Annotated in this window: 20 protein-coding genes and 1 pseudogene; 8 read left to right on the plus strand and 13 right to left on the minus strand. The window is 64.7% G+C overall.

The features are described from left to right. Positions 1-108: 108 nt before the first annotated feature. Positions 109-1,329, minus strand: a complete 1,221-nt coding sequence (gene coaBC, locus DC31_RS02630; protein ID WP_036276616.1) for a bifunctional phosphopantothenoylcysteine decarboxylase/phosphopantothenate--cysteine ligase CoaBC — start codon at positions 1,327-1,329, stop codon at positions 109-111. A gap of 52 nt (positions 1,330-1,381) precedes the next feature. Here coaBC and DC31_RS02635 point away from each other — a divergent pair, with 52 nt between their 5' ends. Beyond that, positions 1,382-2,092: an NRDE family protein gene (locus DC31_RS02635; RefSeq protein WP_036276619.1), complete on the plus strand. Its 711-nt coding sequence runs from the start codon at positions 1,382-1,384 to the stop codon at positions 2,090-2,092. Between the two features lie 17 nt (positions 2,093-2,109). Then, complete coding sequence (locus DC31_RS02640) at positions 2,110-2,562, plus strand: hypothetical protein (protein WP_036276623.1); 453 nt, start codon at positions 2,110-2,112, stop codon at positions 2,560-2,562. A 20-nt stretch (positions 2,563-2,582) separates the two neighbouring features. On the opposite strand, the gene DC31_RS02645 is transcribed toward DC31_RS02640, so the two are convergent. Together DC31_RS02645 and DC31_RS02650 are read right to left on the minus strand one after the other, a co-directional pair. Then, positions 2,583-3,854 carry a glycosyltransferase family 4 protein gene (locus DC31_RS02645; RefSeq protein ID WP_036276626.1) on the minus strand — a complete coding sequence of 424 codons (1,272 nt, stop codon included), beginning with the start codon at positions 3,852-3,854 and terminating at the stop codon, positions 2,583-2,585. Positions 3,855-3,856: 2 nt separating this feature from the next. After that, positions 3,857-5,116: a glycosyltransferase gene (locus DC31_RS02650; RefSeq protein WP_036276628.1), complete on the minus strand. Its 1,260-nt coding sequence runs from the start codon at positions 5,114-5,116 to the stop codon at positions 3,857-3,859. Between the two features lie 123 nt (positions 5,117-5,239). Here DC31_RS02650 and DC31_RS02655 point away from each other — a divergent pair, with 123 nt between their 5' ends. The 3 genes from DC31_RS02655 to DC31_RS18000 are packed head-to-tail and all read left to right on the plus strand — an operon-like array spanning position 5,240 to position 7,937. Next, positions 5,240-5,827, plus strand: coding sequence for a hypothetical protein (locus DC31_RS02655; protein WP_036276630.1), 588 nt, complete (start codon positions 5,240-5,242; stop codon positions 5,825-5,827). 49 nt (positions 5,828-5,876) lie between these two features. Then, positions 5,877-7,235 (plus strand): DUF2252 domain-containing protein, encoded by a 1,359-nt coding sequence (locus DC31_RS02660; protein ID WP_051606339.1) that lies wholly within the window; start codon positions 5,877-5,879, stop codon positions 7,233-7,235. Between the two features lie 48 nt (positions 7,236-7,283). Then, a complete protein-coding gene (locus DC31_RS18000) occupies positions 7,284-7,937 on the plus strand; it encodes a Pr6Pr family membrane protein (RefSeq protein ID WP_152545315.1) in 654 nt (217 codons plus the stop codon). A 213-nt stretch (positions 7,938-8,150) separates the two neighbouring features. On the opposite strand, the pseudogene DC31_RS19020 reads toward DC31_RS18000, so the two are convergent. The 4 genes and pseudogenes from DC31_RS19020 to DC31_RS19030 form a co-directional block, all read right to left on the minus strand. Then, a pseudogene (locus tag DC31_RS19020) lies at positions 8,151-8,327 on the minus strand (FAD-dependent oxidoreductase); the annotation flags it as partial. A gap of 329 nt (positions 8,328-8,656) precedes the next feature. Continuing rightward, a complete protein-coding gene (locus DC31_RS02675; protein ID WP_081813691.1) occupies positions 8,657-9,301 on the minus strand; it encodes an FAD-dependent oxidoreductase in 645 nt (214 codons plus the stop codon). 161 nt (positions 9,302-9,462) lie between these two features. Then, the gene (locus DC31_RS19025) at positions 9,463-10,359 is read right to left on the minus strand and encodes a hypothetical protein (protein ID WP_235201281.1); all 897 of its coding nucleotides are present in this window, start codon (positions 10,357-10,359) and stop codon (positions 9,463-9,465) included. Beyond that, complete coding sequence (locus tag DC31_RS19030; protein ID WP_235201282.1) at positions 10,347-11,093, minus strand: hypothetical protein; 747 nt, start codon at positions 11,091-11,093, stop codon at positions 10,347-10,349. The genes DC31_RS19025 and DC31_RS19030 overlap by 13 nt, the downstream gene beginning before the upstream one ends. Before the next feature lie 237 nt (positions 11,094-11,330). Here DC31_RS19030 and DC31_RS02685 point away from each other — a divergent pair, with 237 nt between their 5' ends. Next, positions 11,331-11,549, plus strand: coding sequence for a hypothetical protein (locus DC31_RS02685; protein WP_235201283.1), 219 nt, complete (start codon positions 11,331-11,333; stop codon positions 11,547-11,549). 1 nt (position 11,550) lies between these two features. Here DC31_RS02685 and DC31_RS02690 read toward each other — a convergent pair whose 3' ends face one another. From DC31_RS02690 to DC31_RS02710, 5 genes are all read right to left on the minus strand, one after another. Beyond that, on the minus strand, positions 11,551-12,531 hold the full coding sequence (locus DC31_RS02690; RefSeq protein WP_036276636.1) for a LacI family DNA-binding transcriptional regulator: 981 nt from the start codon (positions 12,529-12,531) through the stop codon (positions 11,551-11,553). A gap of 76 nt (positions 12,532-12,607) precedes the next feature. Beyond that, entirely contained in the window at positions 12,608-13,609 is a 1,002-nt protein-coding gene (locus tag DC31_RS02695; protein WP_200872856.1) for an ABC transporter permease, read from the minus strand. Then, on the minus strand, positions 13,587-15,143 hold the full coding sequence (locus DC31_RS02700) for a sugar ABC transporter ATP-binding protein (protein ID WP_036276922.1): 1,557 nt from the start codon (positions 15,141-15,143) through the stop codon (positions 13,587-13,589). The genes DC31_RS02695 and DC31_RS02700 overlap by 23 nt, the downstream gene beginning before the upstream one ends. A gap of 29 nt (positions 15,144-15,172) precedes the next feature. Further along, entirely contained in the window at positions 15,173-16,162 is a 990-nt protein-coding gene (locus tag DC31_RS02705) for a sugar ABC transporter substrate-binding protein (RefSeq protein ID WP_036276638.1), read from the minus strand. A gap of 6 nt (positions 16,163-16,168) precedes the next feature. Continuing rightward, on the minus strand, positions 16,169-17,038 hold the full coding sequence (locus DC31_RS02710; RefSeq protein WP_036276641.1) for an MBL fold metallo-hydrolase: 870 nt from the start codon (positions 17,036-17,038) through the stop codon (positions 16,169-16,171). Between the two features lie 199 nt (positions 17,039-17,237). On the opposite strand from DC31_RS02710, the gene DC31_RS02715 reads away from it, so the two are divergent. Next, positions 17,238-18,428 (plus strand): Fic family protein, encoded by a 1,191-nt coding sequence (locus tag DC31_RS02715; protein WP_036276643.1) that lies wholly within the window; start codon positions 17,238-17,240, stop codon positions 18,426-18,428. A gap of 39 nt (positions 18,429-18,467) precedes the next feature. Here the strand turns inward: DC31_RS02715 and DC31_RS02720 are convergent, their stop codons facing one another. Further along, positions 18,468-18,956 carry a nucleotidyltransferase family protein gene (locus DC31_RS02720; protein WP_051606343.1) on the minus strand — a complete coding sequence of 163 codons (489 nt, stop codon included), beginning with the start codon at positions 18,954-18,956 and terminating at the stop codon, positions 18,468-18,470. Positions 18,957-19,006: 50 nt separating this feature from the next. Between DC31_RS02720 and DC31_RS02725 the strand changes: the two genes are divergently transcribed. Next, the gene (locus DC31_RS02725; protein WP_036276646.1) at positions 19,007-20,035 is read left to right on the plus strand and encodes a lactonase family protein; all 1,029 of its coding nucleotides are present in this window, start codon (positions 19,007-19,009) and stop codon (positions 20,033-20,035) included. Positions 20,036-20,069: the final 34 nt, after the last annotated feature.

The following is a 20,069-nucleotide window of genomic DNA, read 5'->3' on the forward strand; positions in this document are numbered from 1 at the left end:
GAGGGCAAGGCCTGGTCCTCCTTGGAAAACAAGGATCATCTTCGGTCCGCCCGGCGCGTCCACACGCGACACTCCGCCGCGCGATCAGATCGTCCGCGTTTTCCCATCTCACCCGCGCAGCGCGGCCACGGCGTCCCAGATGGCGGCGGCGACCTCGCGCTTCGACCCCTCAGCGGATGCCACGACCACCCCTTCCGCGCCAATGATCTCCACGGCGTTCTCGGCACGCTCGAACCCGTGCTCGGCATCAGCGAGATTCACGGCGAGCAGGTCGACGCCCTTGCGCTCGCGCTTGCGGCGGGCGCGCTCACGGCGCTCCCCTGCGTCGCGCAGGGTCTCGGCGGCAAAGGCGACAATCACCTGTCCGTCTGGAGCATTCCCATCCGCACGGGCCGCGGCGAGCGCGGCGACAATGTCCTCGTTCTCGACGAGCTCGATGCTCGCGAGTCGACCACTCTCTTTGGTGAGCTTCTGCGTCGCAGCCTCGGCCGGACGGTAGTCGGCCACCGCCGCAGCCATGATCAGGACATCGGCATTTGCTGCGGCATCCTTCATCACACTCGAAAGCTCGGCGGCCGTGCCAGCGTTCTGCACGTGGATGTTCGGATGCCGCGCCGCAGCCAGCACATCAGTACCGATGTGAGCGGCGACGAGCTCGACTTCTGCGCCTCGAGCTGCGGCCTCCGCCGCGAGAGCTACGCCCTGCCGGCCGCTGGAACGGTTGCCGAGGAACCGGACGGGGTCGATCGGCTCGCGCGTTCCGCCCGCCGAGACGACCACGCGCAGCCCCTCAAGGTCGCGGCTGCCGCCGACGAACCGCAACGCCTCGGCGGCAATCTCCTCCGGCTCACTCATACGCCCAGCGCCGGTATCCCCGCCGGCGAGCTCCCCCTCGGCAGGACCGACCACGTGGATGCCGCGTTCCCTCAGCGTCTGGATATTGGCCTGCGTTGCCGGATGCTGCCACATCTCGGTGTGCATCGCGGGAGCGATCACGACCGGGGCCGTGGTCGCCAGCAGAGTTGTTCCGAGCAAGTCGTCGGCAAGACCGGCCGTCATCTTCGCGATCGTGTTGGCGGTGGCCGGCGCCACAATCATCAGCTCTGCGGCCTGCCCGAGCGCCACGTGCCGCACACGCGCGACGTCGTCGTGCACGCTGGTGGTGACCGGGTGACGGCTGATCGCCTCCCAGGTCGGCAGGCCGACGAAGCGCAGCGCATCCTCGGTAGGGATCACCGTCACCTCGTGACCGGCCTTGGTGAGCAGGCGCACCAAGTGCACCGTCTTGTACGCGGCGATGCCGCCCGTGACTCCAACGACGATGTTCATGTCTTGATTCTGCCCCAGGCCCCGACATCCGACCGCCCCTAGACTGGCGACCGTGTGCACTGTAGTGATCGACTTCACGGATACGGGTGAGGCACGCCTCCTGGCTGTGCGAGACGAGGATCCGCTACGCGAGTGGGATGCCCTCGGCGAATGGTGGCCAGACGCGCACCCAGGAGTGATCGGCATCCGCGATCGCCGCGCCGGCGGCGCCTGGCTGGCAGCGAACCCTGCCGAGCGGCGCATCGCGGTTCTTCTGAACCGCGCCGACCTGCTCGATGCGCCAGAGGATGAAGTGCATTCCCGCGGCGGGCTGGTACTCGAAGCAGTCGAGGGACGCCGCCCCATCGACCTGCCCCACACCCACGGTTTCAATCTTCTCCAGGTCTCCCCCGAAGGTGCTGAGGTGCTCTCCTGGAACGGCGTCGAGCTGCGAACGACCCCGGTGACACCCGGTGTGCACATGATCGCGCACGATGATCTCGATGATCCAGCGACTGCGCGCATCGCCGAGTGGCTACCGCGATTCCGCGCCGAACGTCCTCGTGCGGACGCTGAGCAATGGTGGCCGGCATGGCTCGAACTGCTCGCGCAGAGCGCTGAGCTCCCGGCGGAAGATGACCGCGCAATCATCCGCGACAACCGTTCGCACGGCTATCCCACGCTGTCGCTCCTGTACTGTCTCGCAGCGGTGACCGCCGACGGCATCCGCCTGCACGACGTCGCACTCGCGCAGCCGGGTCACCTGTCGCCGAACGAACGCTAGACGTTAGGCTCGTCGGCATGAGCGACCCGCAACAGCCGCACCTCCCGCCGTTCGTATCCCACCCGGGTCAGCAGCCCCCACAGCCGAACTACCAGGCCCCCGCACAGCCGCAGGCCCCACAGGGCTATTACTCCCCACCTGCGCAGACAGGTCCGGGCAACACCAACACCCCCGGAAAGATCGGCCTCATCATCGGCCTGGTCTCACTCGGGCTCGGCCTGTTGATGAACGTCATCGTGCAGATGCTGGTTCGCTCCGTCGGATACTCGATGGTCAGTGTGGTTGGCGGCGTCGGGACCTTTCTCGTGTTCGCGGCATCAGCGGCCGCGCTGATCCTGGGCATCATCGGACTCCGGAAGGCGGGCGTCCCCCAGGCACAGGCTGGCATCGCGACCGGGCTCGGCTTCGCCGGAGTGGTCGGCGCAATATTCAACGTCCTGTTCAGCCTGACCGCGTCCCTCTACTACTGAGCGCTACGACTGAGCGGTTACTACCGAGCGCTCAGTACCCGCTGGTAGACGTCGATCATCGCCGCCGTGCGCGATGACTGGTGAAACGCCGCCGCAACCTCCGGATTGGGGATCGGGGCAGTGCCTGCCACGATGTCGGATGCCGCGCGCTGCAATGCGTCCGCAAGAGCACTGACCGAAGCATCCGCCACCGTCCACAAACCGCCCCGCAACTCGCCGGCGATGTCGGGGTCACTCACGATTGTGGGTGTGCCGAGTGCTGCCGCTTCGAACGGTGTCATCCCCTGCGTCTCGAATCCGATCGAGGTCTGTACGACAGCATCCGCAGCCGCGATCCGCGCGAGCGTTTCGGCGTAGGAGAGGCGGCCGGAGAACCGGATGCCGTCATGCCTGCGGGCGATCTTCTCTGCGGCACGCAGTTGCCCACCGCCGCCGATGACCTCGATGTCGGGATCCACCTTCGAGGCGACGACGGCCTCCAGAAACGGCAGCAGCCGTTTCTCTGGACTCATCCGCCCCAGCCACACAAAGCGCGGGCGGCGCAGGCCTCCCGCTGAGACATCACTTTCGCCATGAGACACCGGGCCAGCAGCGATGTCTCGCGCAGAGTCTGATGTCTCAGCACCGGCACGCACCTGAGTGAGCAGCTCATCGTCGATGCCGTTCCAGACCACGTCGACGTGGGCGAAGACATTGTGCTGCTCTAAGCGGCGCGCGAAGTGGCCAGAAGGGGCGGTGACAGCCCCGGCGCCCTGCGCGATGCCACGCAGATAGGCCCAACCATCGCTTCCTGCGACGGGGGCGCCGATCCCCCGCATTGCCACACGGCGCCACAGGTTCAAAACGGCAAGCACCTGGCGGTGCAGCGGAGTCACGGCGGCGATCCCGACATCCACTCGGTTGTGCATGGTGTGCACCACCGGGATGCCGTGGCGATACGCGAAGCGGTGCCCGATGAATGCGCCCCAGAAGTCGGCCTGCACGTGCACGAGGTCCACGGGCGGCCGATCTCGCATCGCTCGATCGAGGAAGCGGTCGGTACGGCGCCCCGGCCACGACATCGAGTACTCCCGATCGAGGGTGATCGGAATCGACGGGAGATCAAGGTACCCGGCGTCCACACCCTTCGCTCCATGAGCCTGGCGAAGGGTCGAAGGGGTCGCGTGCATCTTGGGGGCAACAGCGGTCACCGTGTGACCCGCGCGCTCCAAGAATCGCCGCTGCAGCCTCATCGACACCTGCGCTCCGCCGAGGGATTCCAGGTGCTGATCGCCGAAGAAGACGATGTGCATGGCTACGCTGGCAGCGGTTCGTCGCGGTACAGCGCTTCGAACGTGTCGAGCGTGCGATTGATGTCGTGCACGAGGACGCCATCAAGTGACGCCCGCTGCATCCGCTCGTACTCTGCGGGCCCCGCCGTGAGCACGTCAGTCAAGCGCGCAGTGAGCTCTTCAACGTTGCCGGGTTCGAACAGGTAGCCGTTCTCGCCATCATGTACGAGGTGCGGCAGTGCCACAGCATCCGCCGCGACGATCGGCAGAGCGGACGCCATCGCTTCCATCGTCGCGATCGACTGCAATTCGGCGATCGAGGCGATCACGAAGAGGCTCGCGCGCGACAACAGGGCGCGGAGTTCTTCGTCAGTGGTACGGCCATGGAACGTGACTCGATCTGCGAGGCCGAGGTCGGCCGTGAGGCGTTCGAGGCTCTTGCGCTGGTCCCCGCCGCCGACGATGTCGAAGGTGGCGTTCAGCGCTGGATCGAGCTTCGTCATCGCCTGCAGGATGACTTCGATCTGCTTTTCGGCCGTCAGTCGCCCGACGAAGACGATGCGGTTCTCGGTGCGCGGTGCAACCACCGGCGTGTATTGGGTGCGGTCGATGCCGCAGCTGATCGGGATGACTCCCTGCACGCCGACAGTGCGCTCGAGGAAATCCGCGGCGCGACGGGTCGGGGTGGTGATGGCGCGTGTGAGGTCGAAGGTGCGCTTGGCATCAGACCAGGCGAATTTGAGCACCAGATCGTCGATGAACTTCGGCATGGTGGTGTGGTCGAGGATGTTCTCGGCCATGACGTGGTTCGTGGCGATCACCGGGATGCCACGCTCATGCGCGATGCGTGACAGACCACGCCCGATCACAATGTGCGACTGGATGTGCACGACGTCGGGGTTCACCTGATCGAGCACCCTGCGCGCGTAGTGCTTGGTGCGCCATGGCCACACGAAACGCACCCAGTCGTGCGGAGCCCAGCGCACGGACGGCAAACGGTGCAGCGTCATCGGCTCGCCTTCGATGACTTCGGTTGCGGGCGCTGCCCTGCGGTACTTCTGGTTCGGCGCGACGACGTGCACGTCGTGCCCGCGCTGCACGAGACCGGCGGCGAGACGCTCAGCGAAGCGGGCGGCACCGTTGATGTCGGGGGCGAAGGTGTCGCACCCGATGACGATACGCAGCGGGCGCGCATCGCGCGCCGAGTCGGACTTGGTGGTGGGCTCGGGGGCGCTCGACGGGTCGACCTGTTCGATCGGAGCGTCAGAGGAGGTCACGGATATGCAGCCTTACGGTACGCGGCAGAGAAAGGGGCCCTTGATCAGGGCGCTGGCAACTCTACCCGAGCGGCCTGCGCGTGCCCTTCTCCCCCGCCGCCTCTCGGGTTCCTGCCCTAGCTTGGAGGCATGCGACTGATTTCAGATGCCGACCCCAAGCTGTGGATCCCTGTGACGGACTCCTTCGGCTGGAGGGGCCGACGCCATCGCAAGGCGGCAATTCGGATGCTGTTGGGCCAGGCCACGCAGGCCCTCGGCGCGACCGCGCGCCCGGGGTCGAAGCTCGGGGCGTGGGCGATGAGCCAGGCTGCGCCCATGCTCATGCGAAAAGCCAACGGACGCGTTCTGGTGTGGACGTGGCGCGCCGATCCGGAGCTCGTCGTCGCCATGGCCACGACGCAGGAGCTGACCAACGAAGTGCGCCGGGCTCGCGCCGCGATGCCCATCGAGTACGACGACACCGAGTCGTTCGCCTCGCGGCTCGGAGCTGGCGAGAAGTTGCTGATGCCAATCCCGGCGACACCGTCCGCGCCCCCGTTCGCGACCTACACCTGGGACACCGGTACGCACCTGATCACGTTGACGGCGCTCTGCAGTGATCGTGAGCGGTTCGGCACGCTGTTGCCTGCGCTGGATGACCTGGCGCGCAGCATCCGCATCGCCGACGATGTGACTGGCGGCGAAGCGCCAGAGGTGCTGCGGATAGATCCCGCTTAGCTCTGCCAAAATCGCACGCGGCGAGTCGTCCGCGGTGCCAAGATGAGTCATGAGCACCGAATGGTTGCGCCCGCCGTCTCGCGCCGATTTGCTTGAGCAAGGCAAGAACGCCCGCCAACATACGCCCAGAAGCGACCTGGCGAAACTGGCACGCACCGCCCGCAATCCCCTCGCGATACTCGCCGAACAGGACGCGATCCGCCTGAGCGATCTCGTCGCGCTGCGCGCCGAACGCATGTCGGCGAGCCCGTTCGCGTTCTATCGAGGAACGGCGGCGCTGATGGCTGCTGACTTCGCAGATGCCCCGCACTCGGGCATCATGGTCGCCTCCTGCGGCGACGCGCACGTGTCGAACTTCGGGTTCTACGCCTCAGCGCAGCGCAACCTCATGTTCGATCTCAATGACTTCGATGAGGCCGCGTGGGCGCCATGGGAGTGGGATGTGAAGCGCCTTGTCGGCAGCATCGTCGTCGCTGGGCAGGCCACGAACCGAGAGGATGCCGTGGTCGAGCGCGCCGTTCGCGCTGGGGTGCGGGCCTACGCCCGCAGCATCCGCAACAACACGACGCTCAGCCCGACCGAGCGCTACTTCACGCATTTCAATGTTGAAGCGACCAAGACGATGCTCGATCGCGCTGCGCTTCGGGCGATCCGCAAGGCCGTGAAGCAGGCGACGCGTCGCACCGGCGAGCGCGCGGTGCAGCGGATCACGGAGACGGATGCCGCGGGCAAGCGTCGGTTCGTTCATCAGCCGCCGACCACCACCGAGCTGGACCCGGACATCCGGCTGCTGGTCGACGCCGTCGTGGATGAGTATCGCCGGAGCGCGAGCAGCGATATCGCGCTCCTGTTCGAGCACTTCGCTGTGGCGGATGTCGCGCGCAGGGTCGTCGGAGTCGGCAGCGTCGGCACACGCTGTGACCTCGTGCTGCTTCAAGACGGCGAAGACAACACCCTGCTGATGCAGGCGAAGCAGGCATCAGAGAGCGTGTTGGCGCAGTACGGGCGCATCACCCAGCCGGAGACGTTGACGGTGATGATCGCGGAGTCCGGCGAGGGCGCCAGAGTCGTCGCGATGCAGCGCATTTTGCAAGCGCTCTCTGACCCGTTCCTCGGCCATGCGCAAAGCTCGAACGCAGACCTCTACATTCGCCAATTCCACGATATGAAGGGCGGGATCGAGGTCGAGGCGCTCGATGACGGCCCATTCGTCACCTATGCCCAGGCGTGTGCGGGAACACTGGCACGCGCACACAGCCAATCGGTATCAGCGAGCGTCGTCGCCGGATACATCGGCAACGGCCGTGCGGTCGCCGACGCACTGTTGGAATGGAGCTTGTCGTACGCGGCCGTCTCACTCGCCGACTATCGGGCGTTCGTCGCGGCTCGAAGCTTTACCAGTCCGTAGACTCGCCGGGTGACGCGTTAGCCGCGTCGGAGAGGAGTCAGTGGAACGGTGAGGACACGAAACACGTTTGGCGTGCTTCGTTTGGTCACGGCAGCAGTGTGCCTGGCCGCACTTATCCACCGACTTTTCTGGGGCCTCAGCTCCCAGACGATCGCCGGTCGAAATTTCTTTGCCTACCTCACGGTGGAATCGAACTGCGCGCTCGTTGTCTTGCTCATCATCGGCGGCATCCTGGCGTTTCGGCGCGATGATGATCCGCGCTGGTTCAGCATCGCCCTCTCGCTCGTGCTGACGTGGACCACTACGGCAGGGCTCGCGTTCGCACTGATCGTCTGGCAGGCAGGACTACGCGGCATCCGCGTCGATGTGCCATGGTCAGATCAGCTTCTGCACTTCTGGCTGCCAGCGCTCACTGCCATCGCCTGGACTCTCACACCAGGGCACCACTCGGTGCCATGGTGGATCATCCCGGGCTCTTTGGCGTTCCCTCTGGTCTGGGGCCTGGTGACGATGTGGCGCGGGCCGCTCATCGGCTGGTACCCGTACTACTTCCTTGACCTCAGGCAGGTGAGTGGAATCGGAGAGTTCCTCGCGACGAGCGCCATCGCGTTGGCGATCTTCGCGCTTGTCGCAACCGTGCTCGCTGTGATCAGCCGGGTCAGCCCGTCGCGGCGGAAGGCAAGAACGATTCAAGCGATGTGAGTGCCGCCGCCAAGGCATCGTTCTCTTCGAGGGCGGCGAACTTCTCGGCGGCGTCGCCGCGACGATCCCCACCAGCACGTTCTCACCGGTGACGGGGAGCAGGTTGATCCAGGTGCGCACCACGGAGTCGCCACCGACGACGTGCCAGATCGTCGCCTCGGTGTCCCAGAACGGCGCATCGTCGTAACGCAGCCAGATCGTCTCGATGTGGCCCATGCCGAGCGCATTGATCGCGCCGCGGTAAGCGAAGGGAAGCGGTGGATTGAAGTCAATGCCCTCGTGCTGCAGCACGCCGAGCGGCACGGTGATCACGACGCGATCGAACGAGGTTGACTCGCCCGTGCTGAGGCGCAGGCTGACTCCCGAATCGTCGTAGGCGACGCGCGTCACCGGTGACGACAGGCTGAGTTCGGCGTCTCCCAGCAGCTCCTTGACGAAGGGCGTCAGATCGCCGAGGACACCTCGCGTGGTCTCGGCAGGCAGGTGTGGTGGGAACCAGGAAGAGGTGTTGTCGGCATCCGCACCAGAGGTGGTCGCAAGGTACGCCAGCAATGCCGCGAGCGCGGGTTCCTCGGGGTCCGCACCGGTGTCGGTGAGCGCCTCGGTGAGCGCGATATCTGCGGGCAGTGCCTGTGCGGCGGTGATGGCGGCCTCGAGCGTGACGTTGCTGGCTGGCTCGATATCGCCGTCTGGAGAACGCCAATGTGCGGATGCCAGTTCTACGGCTTGTGCAAAACCGTGGCGTCGGCATCCGCTCCGTAAATCACGGCGTCATCAACGACCGTCCCGTCAGCCTCCGCCGCACGCGCGCCGAGCAGCCAGGAGCCGAGCTGAACTGGCATCGGCCAGGAATCGTCGAGCTGCGAGTGCACGCGCCCCCCGATCCGATCTCGCGCCTCAAAGACAGTCACTTCGACGTCGGCGCCCGCGAGCTTCGCTGCCACCGTCGCGCCGGCAAGCCCCGCACCGATCACGGCGATCCGCTCACCGCTCACCGCGGCCGTACGCACGCGCATGGCCGCACTTTCTCCCGAGCGAATTGCACCGCGCATCGTGCCGGGGTTGTCGACATCGATCGCTTCGCCGGCGAAGAACAACCGGCCCTCGATAGGTTCGGCCAGCGTCTCGCGGGTCGCCTGCTGCACACCGAAACGGGTGTAGCTCACCGCCCCCTGCGAGAACGGGTCCGCCGCCCAGGTGCTGCGCATGCTCGCGGCGGGCAACGGCACATTGCTCGTGGGGAGAGGAAACGGCGAACGGGTCGGAGTCGGAGTGGGCTTCGGCTCGGGTGTGCAGGACACAAGAAGCACGCCGAGGGCGCCAGCTCCGGCGCCGATCAGCAACTCGCGACGCGTCATCCTCATCGGCGCAAGACTACCCGGTTCCGTTGAACTTCACCGTGCGTGAGAAACCACTTCCAGCGCGAGGCGGTGCTTTCTGCGTGAGACACCACGCCGTGGTTAGTGTCTCACGCAGAAGAAGATATCCAGTGCGGGAAGTGGTTTCTCGACGGGGCGCGGGCGCCTCAGATACTCACGTCGCCGACGAGGTGCACCTTGATGCCCATGCCGGCGAACATCGCAGCCTTCGCCACGAGCGCCTTGTCGGCGGTCTCGGCATCCGGCGCGTAGACGAGCTGTGCGTGGTTCGCCTTGTGGCGTGCCATGAACTGGTCGCGAGAGACACCGTGGAGCACGACGTGGGCGATCGGCCACTCGGGGTTCGTGGCATCCTTGCGGCGCTGGGTTTCCTCGGCCGGAAGCTCGACGACGGATGCCCGGAAGATGTCAGCCTGCAGGATGCCGTCGGCGATGAACACGCGCGAAAGCACGATCTCGCCGGGCTTGGAGACGCCGTTGAGCGTCGCGCCGCCTGCGGGGAAGAACACGTGACCCTGGCGCCAGCCTTCGGCCTTGTCCCAGCCGCCGAGGTGCGAGGCCGGCACCGAGCCGGAGATCTCGTAGGCCCAGACGAACTGACCGTCGTAGTCTTCACCCCAGCGCACGTCGTGCAGGGTGTTGTCGGGCACAAGACCCATCGCGCGCCAGACGCGGTCGGTGACCAGCGCGTCGACTGCGACGCCCTCGTCGGCCTCGTTGAAGTGCGGGAACGCGCGGCCCTCGTGCAGCACGCGCGAACCGTCGCGCGAGGTCACCGGCGGGCGCTCGGTGGAGTTCAGGATGCCCTCGGCAAGGTCGGATGCCGGAACGAGGTCCTTCAGCCCCTGCTGGTACTGGATGCCGACGGCATCCAGACCGAAATCGTCGGAGATGCGCAGGGCGGCGATGTACATCTTCATCTGCCACTGCACCTGCTCGCGGGTGAGCTCGGTGGTGCCGTCCTCACCGAAGTGGAACGTCATGCCGTGCTCGACGAGCCAGTCAAAGGCCGCGTCAGCCTCGTCGTCCTTTACCTCGAGCATCTCGCATACAGAGCCGACTGCGACAGGCGCTCCTTATAGATGCCGGTCTGGTTGAGCAGCTCATCGTCGAAGATGGCGTTGTACATGCCCATGCAGCCCTCGTCGAAGACGCCCATGATCGCCTTCTCATCACGAAGCTGGGCGGCGAGTGCCTCGCCGAGCTGCTTCTCCGGGCTGTCCGGGAGCTCAGGCAGCGCACGCACGTGGGAGGAGTCGTGGGTGATAGTGCCGGTCTCGATCCATTCCTTGATGGTCGCCTTGAACCATTCGTCGGAGAAGTCGACTGACCAGGTTGACGAGTACGGCTTGTCCATCTTGGTGAGGCCGGCGTTCAGGCCGAGCAGGCCGACCAGGCCGGGCCAGTCCGGCGCGAAGTTTGCGGTCGTGAGGATCGGGCCCTCGTGGGTGCGCAGACCTGCGAGCACGTGGTGCGAGTACTGCCAGTTCGCGATTGCGACAATCAGTGGGGCATCCGTGGGGATGTTCTTGAAGACTTCCATGCCCATGCGCTGGCTGGAGATGAAGCCGTGGCCGGTTGCCGGATCGACGTCGAAGGCGCGGATGACGCTCCAGCCGAGCTCTTCGAAGACACCGGTGACACCGGCTTCGAGCGCGACCTGGGTCGGCCAGCCGCCGATGTTCGCCGCTTCGCGCAAGTCACCGGAGGTGATCAGGTACGCGGTCTTCGGCGCTGTGGTCGGACGGGATGCCGAGGTGGGCAGGGTGTAGGTCATGCTGTTCTCCATTGCTGGTGGGACTCCGAGGGTGCAGCACATGACGTGCGCGATCGCGGCTCACTCACGACCCTACGCGAAATCGATTTCATGCCGCAAGCGCGATACCGAGAAGCGCCACTCCTCCTGCACAATTTCATGTCCAGGCTGGTTCTCCACAGATCGCGCGCTCACGCTCATGTCGGGGCGCTCACTAGTGACAAACTCCTGGCAAGAGGACAGGATGGAGGTATGGAGATGAACGATCCGCAGATCTGGACGCTCATCGGCGTGTTCACGGCGACCATGCTTGGCGGCATGACCTTGACGACAACCATGATGACCCGCGTGATACGTGCGGAGGTCGGCGGGCTGCGCGGGGAGTTGAACGCCCGCTTCGACACGGTCGAGCACAAGATCGAAACTCTCGACAAAGAGGTCGCGACGCTGGCTACGCGCTTCTGGGGCTCGCGCTAACTCACCGCTGGGCGCTGGCCGCTTGCACTTCGTTGCGCAGCACGACTGTACGGGCGGGCTGCCGAGCTCCCCGAATGCGTTCGAGCAGCATCCGCGCGGCGGTGACACCCATGTGGCGCGCGGGTAGGCGCACCACTGTGACCGCGGTGGGCGAGAGCGTCGTGAATGGCAGCGAGCCGATCACTGCGACGCCGAATTTCGGCGGGGTGAGTCCGTGCTCGGTGAGCACCTGGATAGCGCCGACCCCGATGAGGTTATTGCCGGCGACAACGGCGTCGGGGGGTTCCGGCAGCGCGAGGAGTTCTTCCATCGCCGCACGCCCGCCGTCGACACGGAAGGTGGCGAAGCGGAGCAGTTCAGGGTCAACCCCGCGGTCGGCCTTGGCCAGCGCCTCACGCCATCCGGTCGCACGTTCGGCTGCGGTGTCGATGTGCTCGGGGCCGCCGATGTAGGCGATGCGGCGATAGCCGGCAGCGATCAGATCTTGGGTCGCGCTCAATCCCGCCGCACGGTTCGCCATGATTACGCCGTCGATGTCATACGCTGTGGCTCGGTCGACGGCGACGACCGGACGGCCTGTGGCGAGGATGCCGTCGAGCTTCGATTCCGCGGATGCCGTCGCGATGATCACTCCCGACATGTGCTCGGCCATGGCGATGTCGAGATACGTCGATTCTTTCGCCAGCACCGAATCGGAGTTGCAGAGCACGACTGAGTAGCCGGCCTCGGATGCGACATCCTCGACCCCGCGCGCCATCTCTGTGAAGTACGGGTTCTCGATATCAGGGATGATCAGTCCGATGACCTCAGAGCTCTGCCGCCGCAACGTGCGGGCCGTACGGTTGGGGACGAACTTCAACTGTTCCGCGGCAGCTCGCACCGCCGCTACCTTCCCCGCGGAGACGCTCGTGCCGTTGAAGACGCGCGACACCGTCGCCGGCGAGACCTGCGCGAGCGATGCGACGTCATAGATCGTGGTCATGGTGGATTTCACTGTAACCGATTTCAGCATGTGCTCGCCGGGGCGCCCACGATGATGCGGTGGGCACGCGAGGGTTCTATCTTCGGGCGTATCTTCGCGCGATCGTCGAAAGTGCGACAGCGAGCACCAGGATGCCGCCCTTGAAGATGTACTGCCAAAAGGTCGGCGTGCCGAGCAGCGCGAGACCGTTGAATCCCACGCTCACGACGAGCACCCCGACGAGTGTGCCAAGAATGTGGAACTCACCGTCGCGGAGAGTCGCGGAGCCGAGGAACACGGCGGCGAAAGAGTCCATCAGATACCCGTCGGCCGCGCTAACCGTGCCGCTGCCCAGTATCGAAGCCAGCAGCACCCCGGTGAGAGCCGCACACGCTCCAGCGATCACGAACGCCGTGATCTTCGCCCGGTCGACCCGGATACCGGCAAGACGCGCGGCTTTCGGGTTGGCGCCAACCGCCTGGATCCGCTGGCCCATCGCCGTCCTGTTCAGCACGAGCCACAGAACCGCAACCACGATCAGCATGAACCAGATCGGATTCTGCACGCCCATGAAGCGAGCGAGCGTTATCCAAGTGAACTCTTCGGGTAGCTGGGTGATAGGAGATCCTGCGGTGTACCCGAATGCGAGGCCGGTGAGGATCGTGCCGACGCCCAGCGTTGCGACGACGGCGTTCACTCGCGCTTTGGTAACCAGAATCCCGTTCGCCGCACCGATGCCGCCACCGATGATGAGCGTGACAACGACGGCGAGCAGAATCGGCAGGCCCTGGTTTGCGATGAAGCCCGTGACGAGGACACCCGCAAGGCTCGCCATGTAGCCGATGCTGAGATCGAACTCGCCTACCACGAGCACCATCGTCAACCCGCACGCAATGATGGCCGTGAGAGAGGACTGATTGACGATGCTCAACAGGTTATTGGCGGTGAAGAAAGCGCCGTTGGGAACTGTGATGGCGAAGATCACGAGCATGATCGCCATCGCGATCAGCGTCCCATACTTAGAGACGATCAGAAGGGCCGTGCCACCCGCTCTGCTTCGGGGCCGGATCACGGCCTCAGGCGCAACGGACATCGTCATTGGTCTTCCTTTCGTCCCCGTGCTCGAAACTGAGCGACAGAATTCGGTCTTCCGTGATCTCACGGCCGACAAGTTCTCCAGTCACACGACCTTCAGCCATCACGATGACGCGGTCGCACAATCCAACGAGCTCCTCGCTGTCCGATGAGATCGCCAGGACACCGGTGCCCTGGGAAGCCAGTTCTCTGACCACGCGATGCACCTCGGCTCGGGCACCGACATCGACACCACGCGAGGGCTCATCAAGGATGAGCAGTCGCGGACGCTCCACCAGCCAGCGCGCGATAGCGACCTTCTGCTGGTTTCCCCCGGATAGAGACCCCACCGGATCTGCGACGTCCCTGGCCTTGACCGTCACAGCATCTGCAAGCCGCCGGGCTCGACGACGACTTTCACGCATTCTGAGAAACGGCCAGAAGCGTGAATGTCGTAAACTGCCCAGGCTGGACACGTTGATGTTGAAGTCGATGGATCGCTCCAGGAAGAGACTTTCACTGCGTCGTTCTTCCGGAACAAGACCAATGCCCGCACGGACAGCATCTGCCGGTTCCTTGAAGCGGACCTCCTTGCCATCCAGGACAACGCTGCCGCCAAGACGCGGACGCGCTCCGTAGATCAGGCCGGCCAGTTCGGTCCGCCCTGCGCCGACGAGACCACCGATGCCGAGCACCTCACCGGAGTGGACGACCAATGAGACGCCATGGACTCGACTCCCATCACGCGCATCGTTCACGACAAGGATGGGAGATCCATGCTCAGCCGGCTCCTGACCGTGTTCGGCGATCTCGAGGTCTCTGCCCACGATCGCTCTCACCAACTCAGCCTTCGGCACTGACTCCCCCACGCGCCGATCCACTACCTGCCCGTCTTTGAAGACCGTGACGTCCTCACACAATGCACTGACCTCGTCGAGTCGATGCGAGACGAAGATCACGGCAGTGCCAGAGGCTGCGAGTTCCCGGATGATGGTGTGAAGTCGTCCGGCCTCTTCCGAGGACAGGGAGGCCGTCGGCTCGTCCATCGCGATCATTCGCGCATCGCGCATGAGAGCTCTGCCGATGAGCACCAACCACTGATCTGCCGGGCCGAGATCGTCGACAGAGATGTTCAGTCCGAACTTCATGCCGAGCCGTTCGGCGACAGCGCGAGCGCGAACCCGTGCGGGACGCCAATCGATGAGGCCAAGGCGCGTGGGAGGATCTTGCCCGAGAAGCATGTTCCGCAGCACGCTCCACCCGGGAATCAGGCTCATCTCCTGGTGGATGAACGCGAGGCCCAACGCGGAAGCATCACTCGGCGCAGCGATCTGCACAGCGACCCCATCGACGATGATCTTGCCGGAGTCGGGATGCTCGATGCCCGCAAGGCACTTGATCAACGTCGACTTGCCCGCGCCGTTCGCCCCGACAAGCCCGTGCACCACGCCCGCCCGGATGCTGAAAGCCACGTCACGGAGAGCGTGAACTCCACCGAACGATTTGCTCACCTCTTTGATCGAGATCAGCGGCCGCTCCTCCGCCTCCGCTCTCGTCACCTCGGACTGAACTCCGACTGTCGACGGCACTAGTCGAGCGCTTCCGGGTGCTCGGCGAGGAAATCGTCGATGTTGTCGGCCGAAACGAGGATGCCAGGAACATCGACGGTGCGAGAGCTGAAATCACCGGATTCGATTGCCGCCGCAGTCTCTTCGAACATCGTGCGCCCTTCGGCCCGCGCATCCTCAAACACTGTGGCAGTGAGCGTACCGTCCTGCACGGCCTGGATCGCCGTACTGGACCCGTTGATCCCATAGGTGAGGATGTCGGTCCGCCCCTGCTGTTTGATCGCCGAGATCGCGCCGAGAGTTGGGTCCTCCCAGCATCCCCACACAGCGAGGTTCCCGCTGCCCTCCGGATGCGCCGCCAACCACGCGGTCGCGTAGCGCGCACCATCCTGCAGGAACCCAGGGATATTGACCTCGTTCTTCGTGACGTTGACGTCAGGAGCCTGCTCAGCCATCATCTCGTCGAACAGCACCTCACGATCACGGCACACCTGCCCGGTGCGGTAGGTGAGCGCGAGCACTTCGCCGTCACCTCCGATCGCATCGATCATCGCGTTCGTCGCGGGCTCGGCGAATGGCGCGCCGTCGCCTGCCACGACCACAATTCCCTTACCCGCACCTCCACCCCAGGTTGCGACCGGCACATTCGCCTGCGCAGCGGCGTTCAGCCCTGCCCCCAGTGAACTCGCCGGGAACACAAGGTTGAAGATCATCCCCGCGTCTTTATTGACGAAGTTCTGGATCGCCGTGTTCGCCTGATCTGCGTTGCCCGCAGCGTCGACGACTTCCACTGTCCAGCCGGCAGCTTCAGCCGCCTCTGTTGCTCCCTCGATGACGCGGGCGTTGTTTGCGTCGGTCGCGCTGATGGTGACGATGCCGAGGAGCGTGCTGTCATTGGCTGCGATATTCTCGGAGCCAGCCCCGCTGCTGTCGGGCACGCTGCACGCTGACAGACCGAGGACGACCGCACACGCGACCGATACCGTAAGAACGGCTTTATTCTTCCACATGGTTTTCTACTTTCTCGAAGGAGTGATTCGTGATGGCTCCCCAGGTGCGAGGAGAAGTTCCGCGACCGAGAGCCGATCGTCGTACTGACGGGAGGGGTGTCTTTGGAATGTGGCGGACTCGTGGACGATCACGAGCCGGTCCGTGTCACCGGCGGTGCGGGACATCTCGTCGATGATCTGGAGGCCCCTCCATCCGCTACCTCCTCCAAAGCCGATGTTCACCGGAGTGCCTGAGCCGCCGATGCCTTCTGCGTTCTCGTAGGAGTACAGCGCGTCGCCGGTCACGACCCAGTTCTCGTCGCCATCCTCGACGACGACGTACTGACCACCCATCGTGTGGGTGTCGAGCGCAGTGCGAATGTGCAGCCCTGGATACAAGTTCTCCACAGGACCGTCGAGGAGCTTCAGTCTTCCCTGCTCCGCCATGTCCTCGAGCAACCGCACGTCTTGCGGGTCGAGGGCGCCGATGATCGACTCATACAGGTCGGCGTTATCCAACGCCCATCGCGAACTCTCCAACTCGATCCGCTGGAGGTAGAAGGTCGCGTTGGGGAAATAGCGAACCGCTCCCGCATGGTCATAGTGCGCATGAGTGAGGATGACGGTATCGATCTCTTCGGGCGAGACACCGAGCTTCGCGAGCACGACGTCCGGGGCCTGAAAATCGACGATGTTGTTCACATCATTGAATGCACGGTTCGATCCGCGATTGTCGTGCCCGACGTCGACGAGGATCTTGTGCCCGTTCCCCTCGAGGTAGACATAGGAGTAGGCGAACATACGCGTCGAGCCGTCCCACGTCCCGTAGAAAATGCACCCCACGGGATGTTCCAGGCAGTGCGAGTACTCCAGCATCCACATGGAGTATGACTTCATCGTTTCCTCATTCCGCTTTGCCGACTTTGGCCGCTGAAGCGACTCTATGGACGGTTCGTGTGCGCGGTCAAAGCCGTGAACGACTGTTTGACGCGGTATCGAATGCAAGCTCGGTTGTACCTTCGGAATGTCGTGAAGTCGACCTCAAGGAGGCGCTTATTATCGGTTAGCTACTTATCCAGACGGGTATTGTGAACGTATGACAGTGACGGGCGAGCCTTGGAAGGCGGTCGCATACGAAGAGCGGCAGTGGCATCCCGCCGCTGACGTCCGCGACTCGTTCAGTCCACACCTCGCCGCTCCTGGCCCCTACCGCGCATCGGTCCCGCTGCTCATTGCAGAGATCTCAGTGCATCTCGATCCAGACACTGTGAGCCAGGCGCACGATGCGACGGCAGACCTGATCCGGCTGGACTCGGAACTCGGACGCGAGACCCGCGCGCTCGGACCGCTGCTCCTGTTGGCGGAGTGCTCCGCGAGCTCGGCAATCGAACGGGTGACCGCGTCGGCGCTCTCGGTCACCCTGGCGGAGATCGATGAGACGCTGGAGCCCCATGCCAGGCAGGTCGTCGCTCACATGCGGGCAGACGAAATCAGTCTCGCACGCGCGGGCTCCATCGACGAAGACACCATCGTGCATGTCCAACGCACGCTGATGGCCGCTACCCGGCCTGACCGACGCGGGCGCTGGCGCAGTCAGCAGATCTGGATTGGCGGTGGATCACGCGGACCGCAGCGTGCTTCATTCGTACCTCCGCATGAGTCTCGCGTGCCCGAGTTGATGACAGATCTGGTGGCGTTCATGCGTCGGCGCGACCTTCCTCCGCTCCCGCAGATCGCCATCGCCCACGCGCAATACGAGACGATCCACCCTTTTCTCGAGGTGAACGGACGCACCGGACGCGCAATCCTCCAGGCGATGTTGCGCCGCGCCGATCTCACACAGTCGACGGTGCTACCGGTCTCGGCTGGGCTGCTCCAAGACACGGCCGGCTACTTCGACGCCCTGACCCGGTACCGAGCCGGACACGCCGCTGACATCGTCGATGTCTTCTCCCGAGCGGCACACACTGCCGTCGCGACCACTCGTGTGCTTATGGATGACCTAGAAGCCGTCCAGGATTCCTGGCAGGCCCGACTAACTGCGCGGCGCGGCTCGTCGGCACGACGACTCGTCGACTTCCTGGTGCAACAACCCACCCTCAGTTCAAGGGTCGCCGTGTCACATCTCGGCGTCACCGCGCCGAACGCACTGCTTGCGATCGACCGTTTGGTCGACGACGGCATCCTCACGCAGATCGGCTCCGGAAGGCGAAACCGCACGTGGGCTGCTTACGATGTGCTGCAGGCTGTCGATGCGCTCGCTGAGCGCTCCCGCCGTCAGCGCTGAAGCCCACAACCTCAGCGAGCAGTTCGAGCGATGTACGACTCACAGCGGCACCGCCTCGGCAAGCGCACGCTGACGCATGTATTCGGGCAGGTCTCGCACCGGCACGACATCGACGTGGGTATCGAGAACTGCGGACAATTCGCGTTCGAGCCGCGCCAGCGTACCGAGGCTCAGCACGCCCGGAGTCTCGACGAGCATGTCGATGTCGGATTCCGATGTCTCCGTTCGTTTCGCGACGCTCCCGAAGATGCGGGCATCGGTCACGCCGTACTTCGTGAGCACATCCGCCACCTCCGGCCGCCGATGGGAGACACGCAAGGCCAAGGGTCCCGGAGGCTTCTGACGCAGTAACCGAGACACTTCAGGCTGGCTTCGGCGTACGATCCGGGCGATCTCGCGCTGAGACAGCCCTGCGGACGAGGCGCGGTGCACAGCACTGAGGAGCACGTCGCGAGAATCACGCTGCAGAGCATCTGCCCGCGCTGCTTCTCGGCTCACCTCGTCGGCCAGTCGCATCTGCGCGTTCATATAGCAAATGCTATCACCCGCACTTCCCACACTCGCCCTACGATCGAAGGATGACCACCTCTCCGCTCGTCCTCGTCGCCAATGCTGGCGACGGATCCGTCAGCACCTTCCGCCTCGACAACGGGCGGCTTGAGCGCCTGGCCGTCACGGAGGGGCTCGATGGATGCTCGACCTTCGCCGTCGACGCCAGCCGCGATCTCGTCTACGCCGGAGTGAAGGGTGCGCCAGCCGGCATCCTGACTCTCTCACTTGATCGCGAGAGCGGACAGCTCACGCCGAAGTCCCGTCTCGATCTCCCCGATGGCGGCATGAACTATCTTGCGCTCACGAGCGATGGCACCGGGCTGCTCGGTGCCGCATACAGCGGCGGCTACGGCATCAGCTGCCAGGTCTCGGACGGCGTCGTTGGCGAGCCCGTGTCGAAGATCGAGTTTCCAAACCTGCATTCCGTACTGCCGAGCGCCGATGGCAACTTCGCCTACTTCGCGTCGCTGGGTGCTGACCTGGTCGCACAATACGCCCTGACCGATGACCGCCGGCTCGTACCGCTGCAGCCCGAAACCGTGGCGGCGCCGGCCGGTAGCGGCCCGCGCCACCTCGTGCTGAATAACGCGCAGGATGCGGTGTACGTGCTCACCGAGTTCTCCGGTGAAGTGCTGCACTTCAGCCGCGACGCGCACACCGGAACGCTCGAGCTTCAGGATGCCAGCACCGCATACGACACGTCGAAGGGCCTCGGGCACAGCGTTTTCGGCGCTGACCCACTCACGAACCACTACATCTGGGGCGCCGACCTGCACTTCGGAGCCGGCGATAGCCGCTTGTGGTGCACTGAGCGCACCGAGAACACTCTGGGCGCCGTGGCAGTGACCGACGACGGATCGGTCTCAGCTCCCGAGCGCTTCACGGTAACCGAGACCCAGCCGCGCGGATTCGCCATCAGCTCCGACGGCGCGTACCTTGTTGCCGCCGGAGAGATGTCCACGACCGTCTCGCTCTACGCCGTGCACGACGACGATCTCGAACTACTCCAGCAGTCCGAGACCGGTCACGGTGCGAACTGGGTCCGCTTCGTCTGAGCGGTCACCCCAGCGCGTTCTAGGCTAAAGCGAC

The organism is Microbacterium sp. CH12i (assembly GCF_000685355.1).
Classification (GTDB): Bacteria; Actinomycetota; Actinomycetes; order Actinomycetales; family Microbacteriaceae; genus Microbacterium.

Excerpts from the sequence above, each read along its gene's own strand:
- coaBC (WP_036276616.1), bottom strand. The coding sequence starts at position 1,329 with ATGAACATCGTCGTTGGAGTCACGGGCGGCATCGCCGCGTACAAGACG.
- DC31_RS02640 (WP_036276623.1), top strand. The coding sequence starts at position 2,110 with ATGAGCGACCCGCAACAGCCGCACCTCCCGCCGTTCGTATCCCACCCG.
- DC31_RS02645 (WP_036276626.1), bottom strand. The coding sequence starts at position 3,854 with ATGCACATCGTCTTCTTCGGCGATCAGCACCTGGAATCCCTCGGCGGA.
- DC31_RS02655 (WP_036276630.1), top strand. The coding sequence starts at position 5,240 with ATGCGACTGATTTCAGATGCCGACCCCAAGCTGTGGATCCCTGTGACG.
- DC31_RS02660 (WP_051606339.1), top strand. The coding sequence starts at position 5,877 with ATGAGCACCGAATGGTTGCGCCCGCCGTCTCGCGCCGATTTGCTTGAG.
- DC31_RS02675 (WP_081813691.1), bottom strand. The coding sequence starts at position 9,301 with ATGAGGATGACGCGTCGCGAGTTGCTGATCGGCGCCGGAGCTGGCGCC.
- DC31_RS19025 (WP_235201281.1), bottom strand. The coding sequence starts at position 10,359 with ATGCTCGAGGTAAAGGACGACGAGGCTGACGCGGCCTTTGACTGGCTC.
- DC31_RS19030 (WP_235201282.1), bottom strand. The coding sequence starts at position 11,093 with ATGACCTACACCCTGCCCACCTCGGCATCCCGTCCGACCACAGCGCCG.
- DC31_RS02685 (WP_235201283.1), top strand. The coding sequence starts at position 11,331 with ATGAACGATCCGCAGATCTGGACGCTCATCGGCGTGTTCACGGCGACC.
- DC31_RS02690 (WP_036276636.1), bottom strand. The coding sequence starts at position 12,531 with ATGACCACGATCTATGACGTCGCATCGCTCGCGCAGGTCTCGCCGGCG.
- DC31_RS02695 (WP_200872856.1), bottom strand. The coding sequence starts at position 13,609 with ATGACGATGTCCGTTGCGCCTGAGGCCGTGATCCGGCCCCGAAGCAGA.
- DC31_RS02705 (WP_036276638.1), bottom strand. The coding sequence starts at position 16,162 with ATGTGGAAGAATAAAGCCGTTCTTACGGTATCGGTCGCGTGTGCGGTC.
- DC31_RS02710 (WP_036276641.1), bottom strand. The coding sequence starts at position 17,038 with ATGAAGTCATACTCCATGTGGATGCTGGAGTACTCGCACTGCCTGGAA.
- DC31_RS02715 (WP_036276643.1), top strand. The coding sequence starts at position 17,238 with ATGACAGTGACGGGCGAGCCTTGGAAGGCGGTCGCATACGAAGAGCGG.
- DC31_RS02720 (WP_051606343.1), bottom strand. The coding sequence starts at position 18,956 with ATGAACGCGCAGATGCGACTGGCCGACGAGGTGAGCCGAGAAGCAGCG.
- DC31_RS02725 (WP_036276646.1), top strand. The coding sequence starts at position 19,007 with ATGACCACCTCTCCGCTCGTCCTCGTCGCCAATGCTGGCGACGGATCC.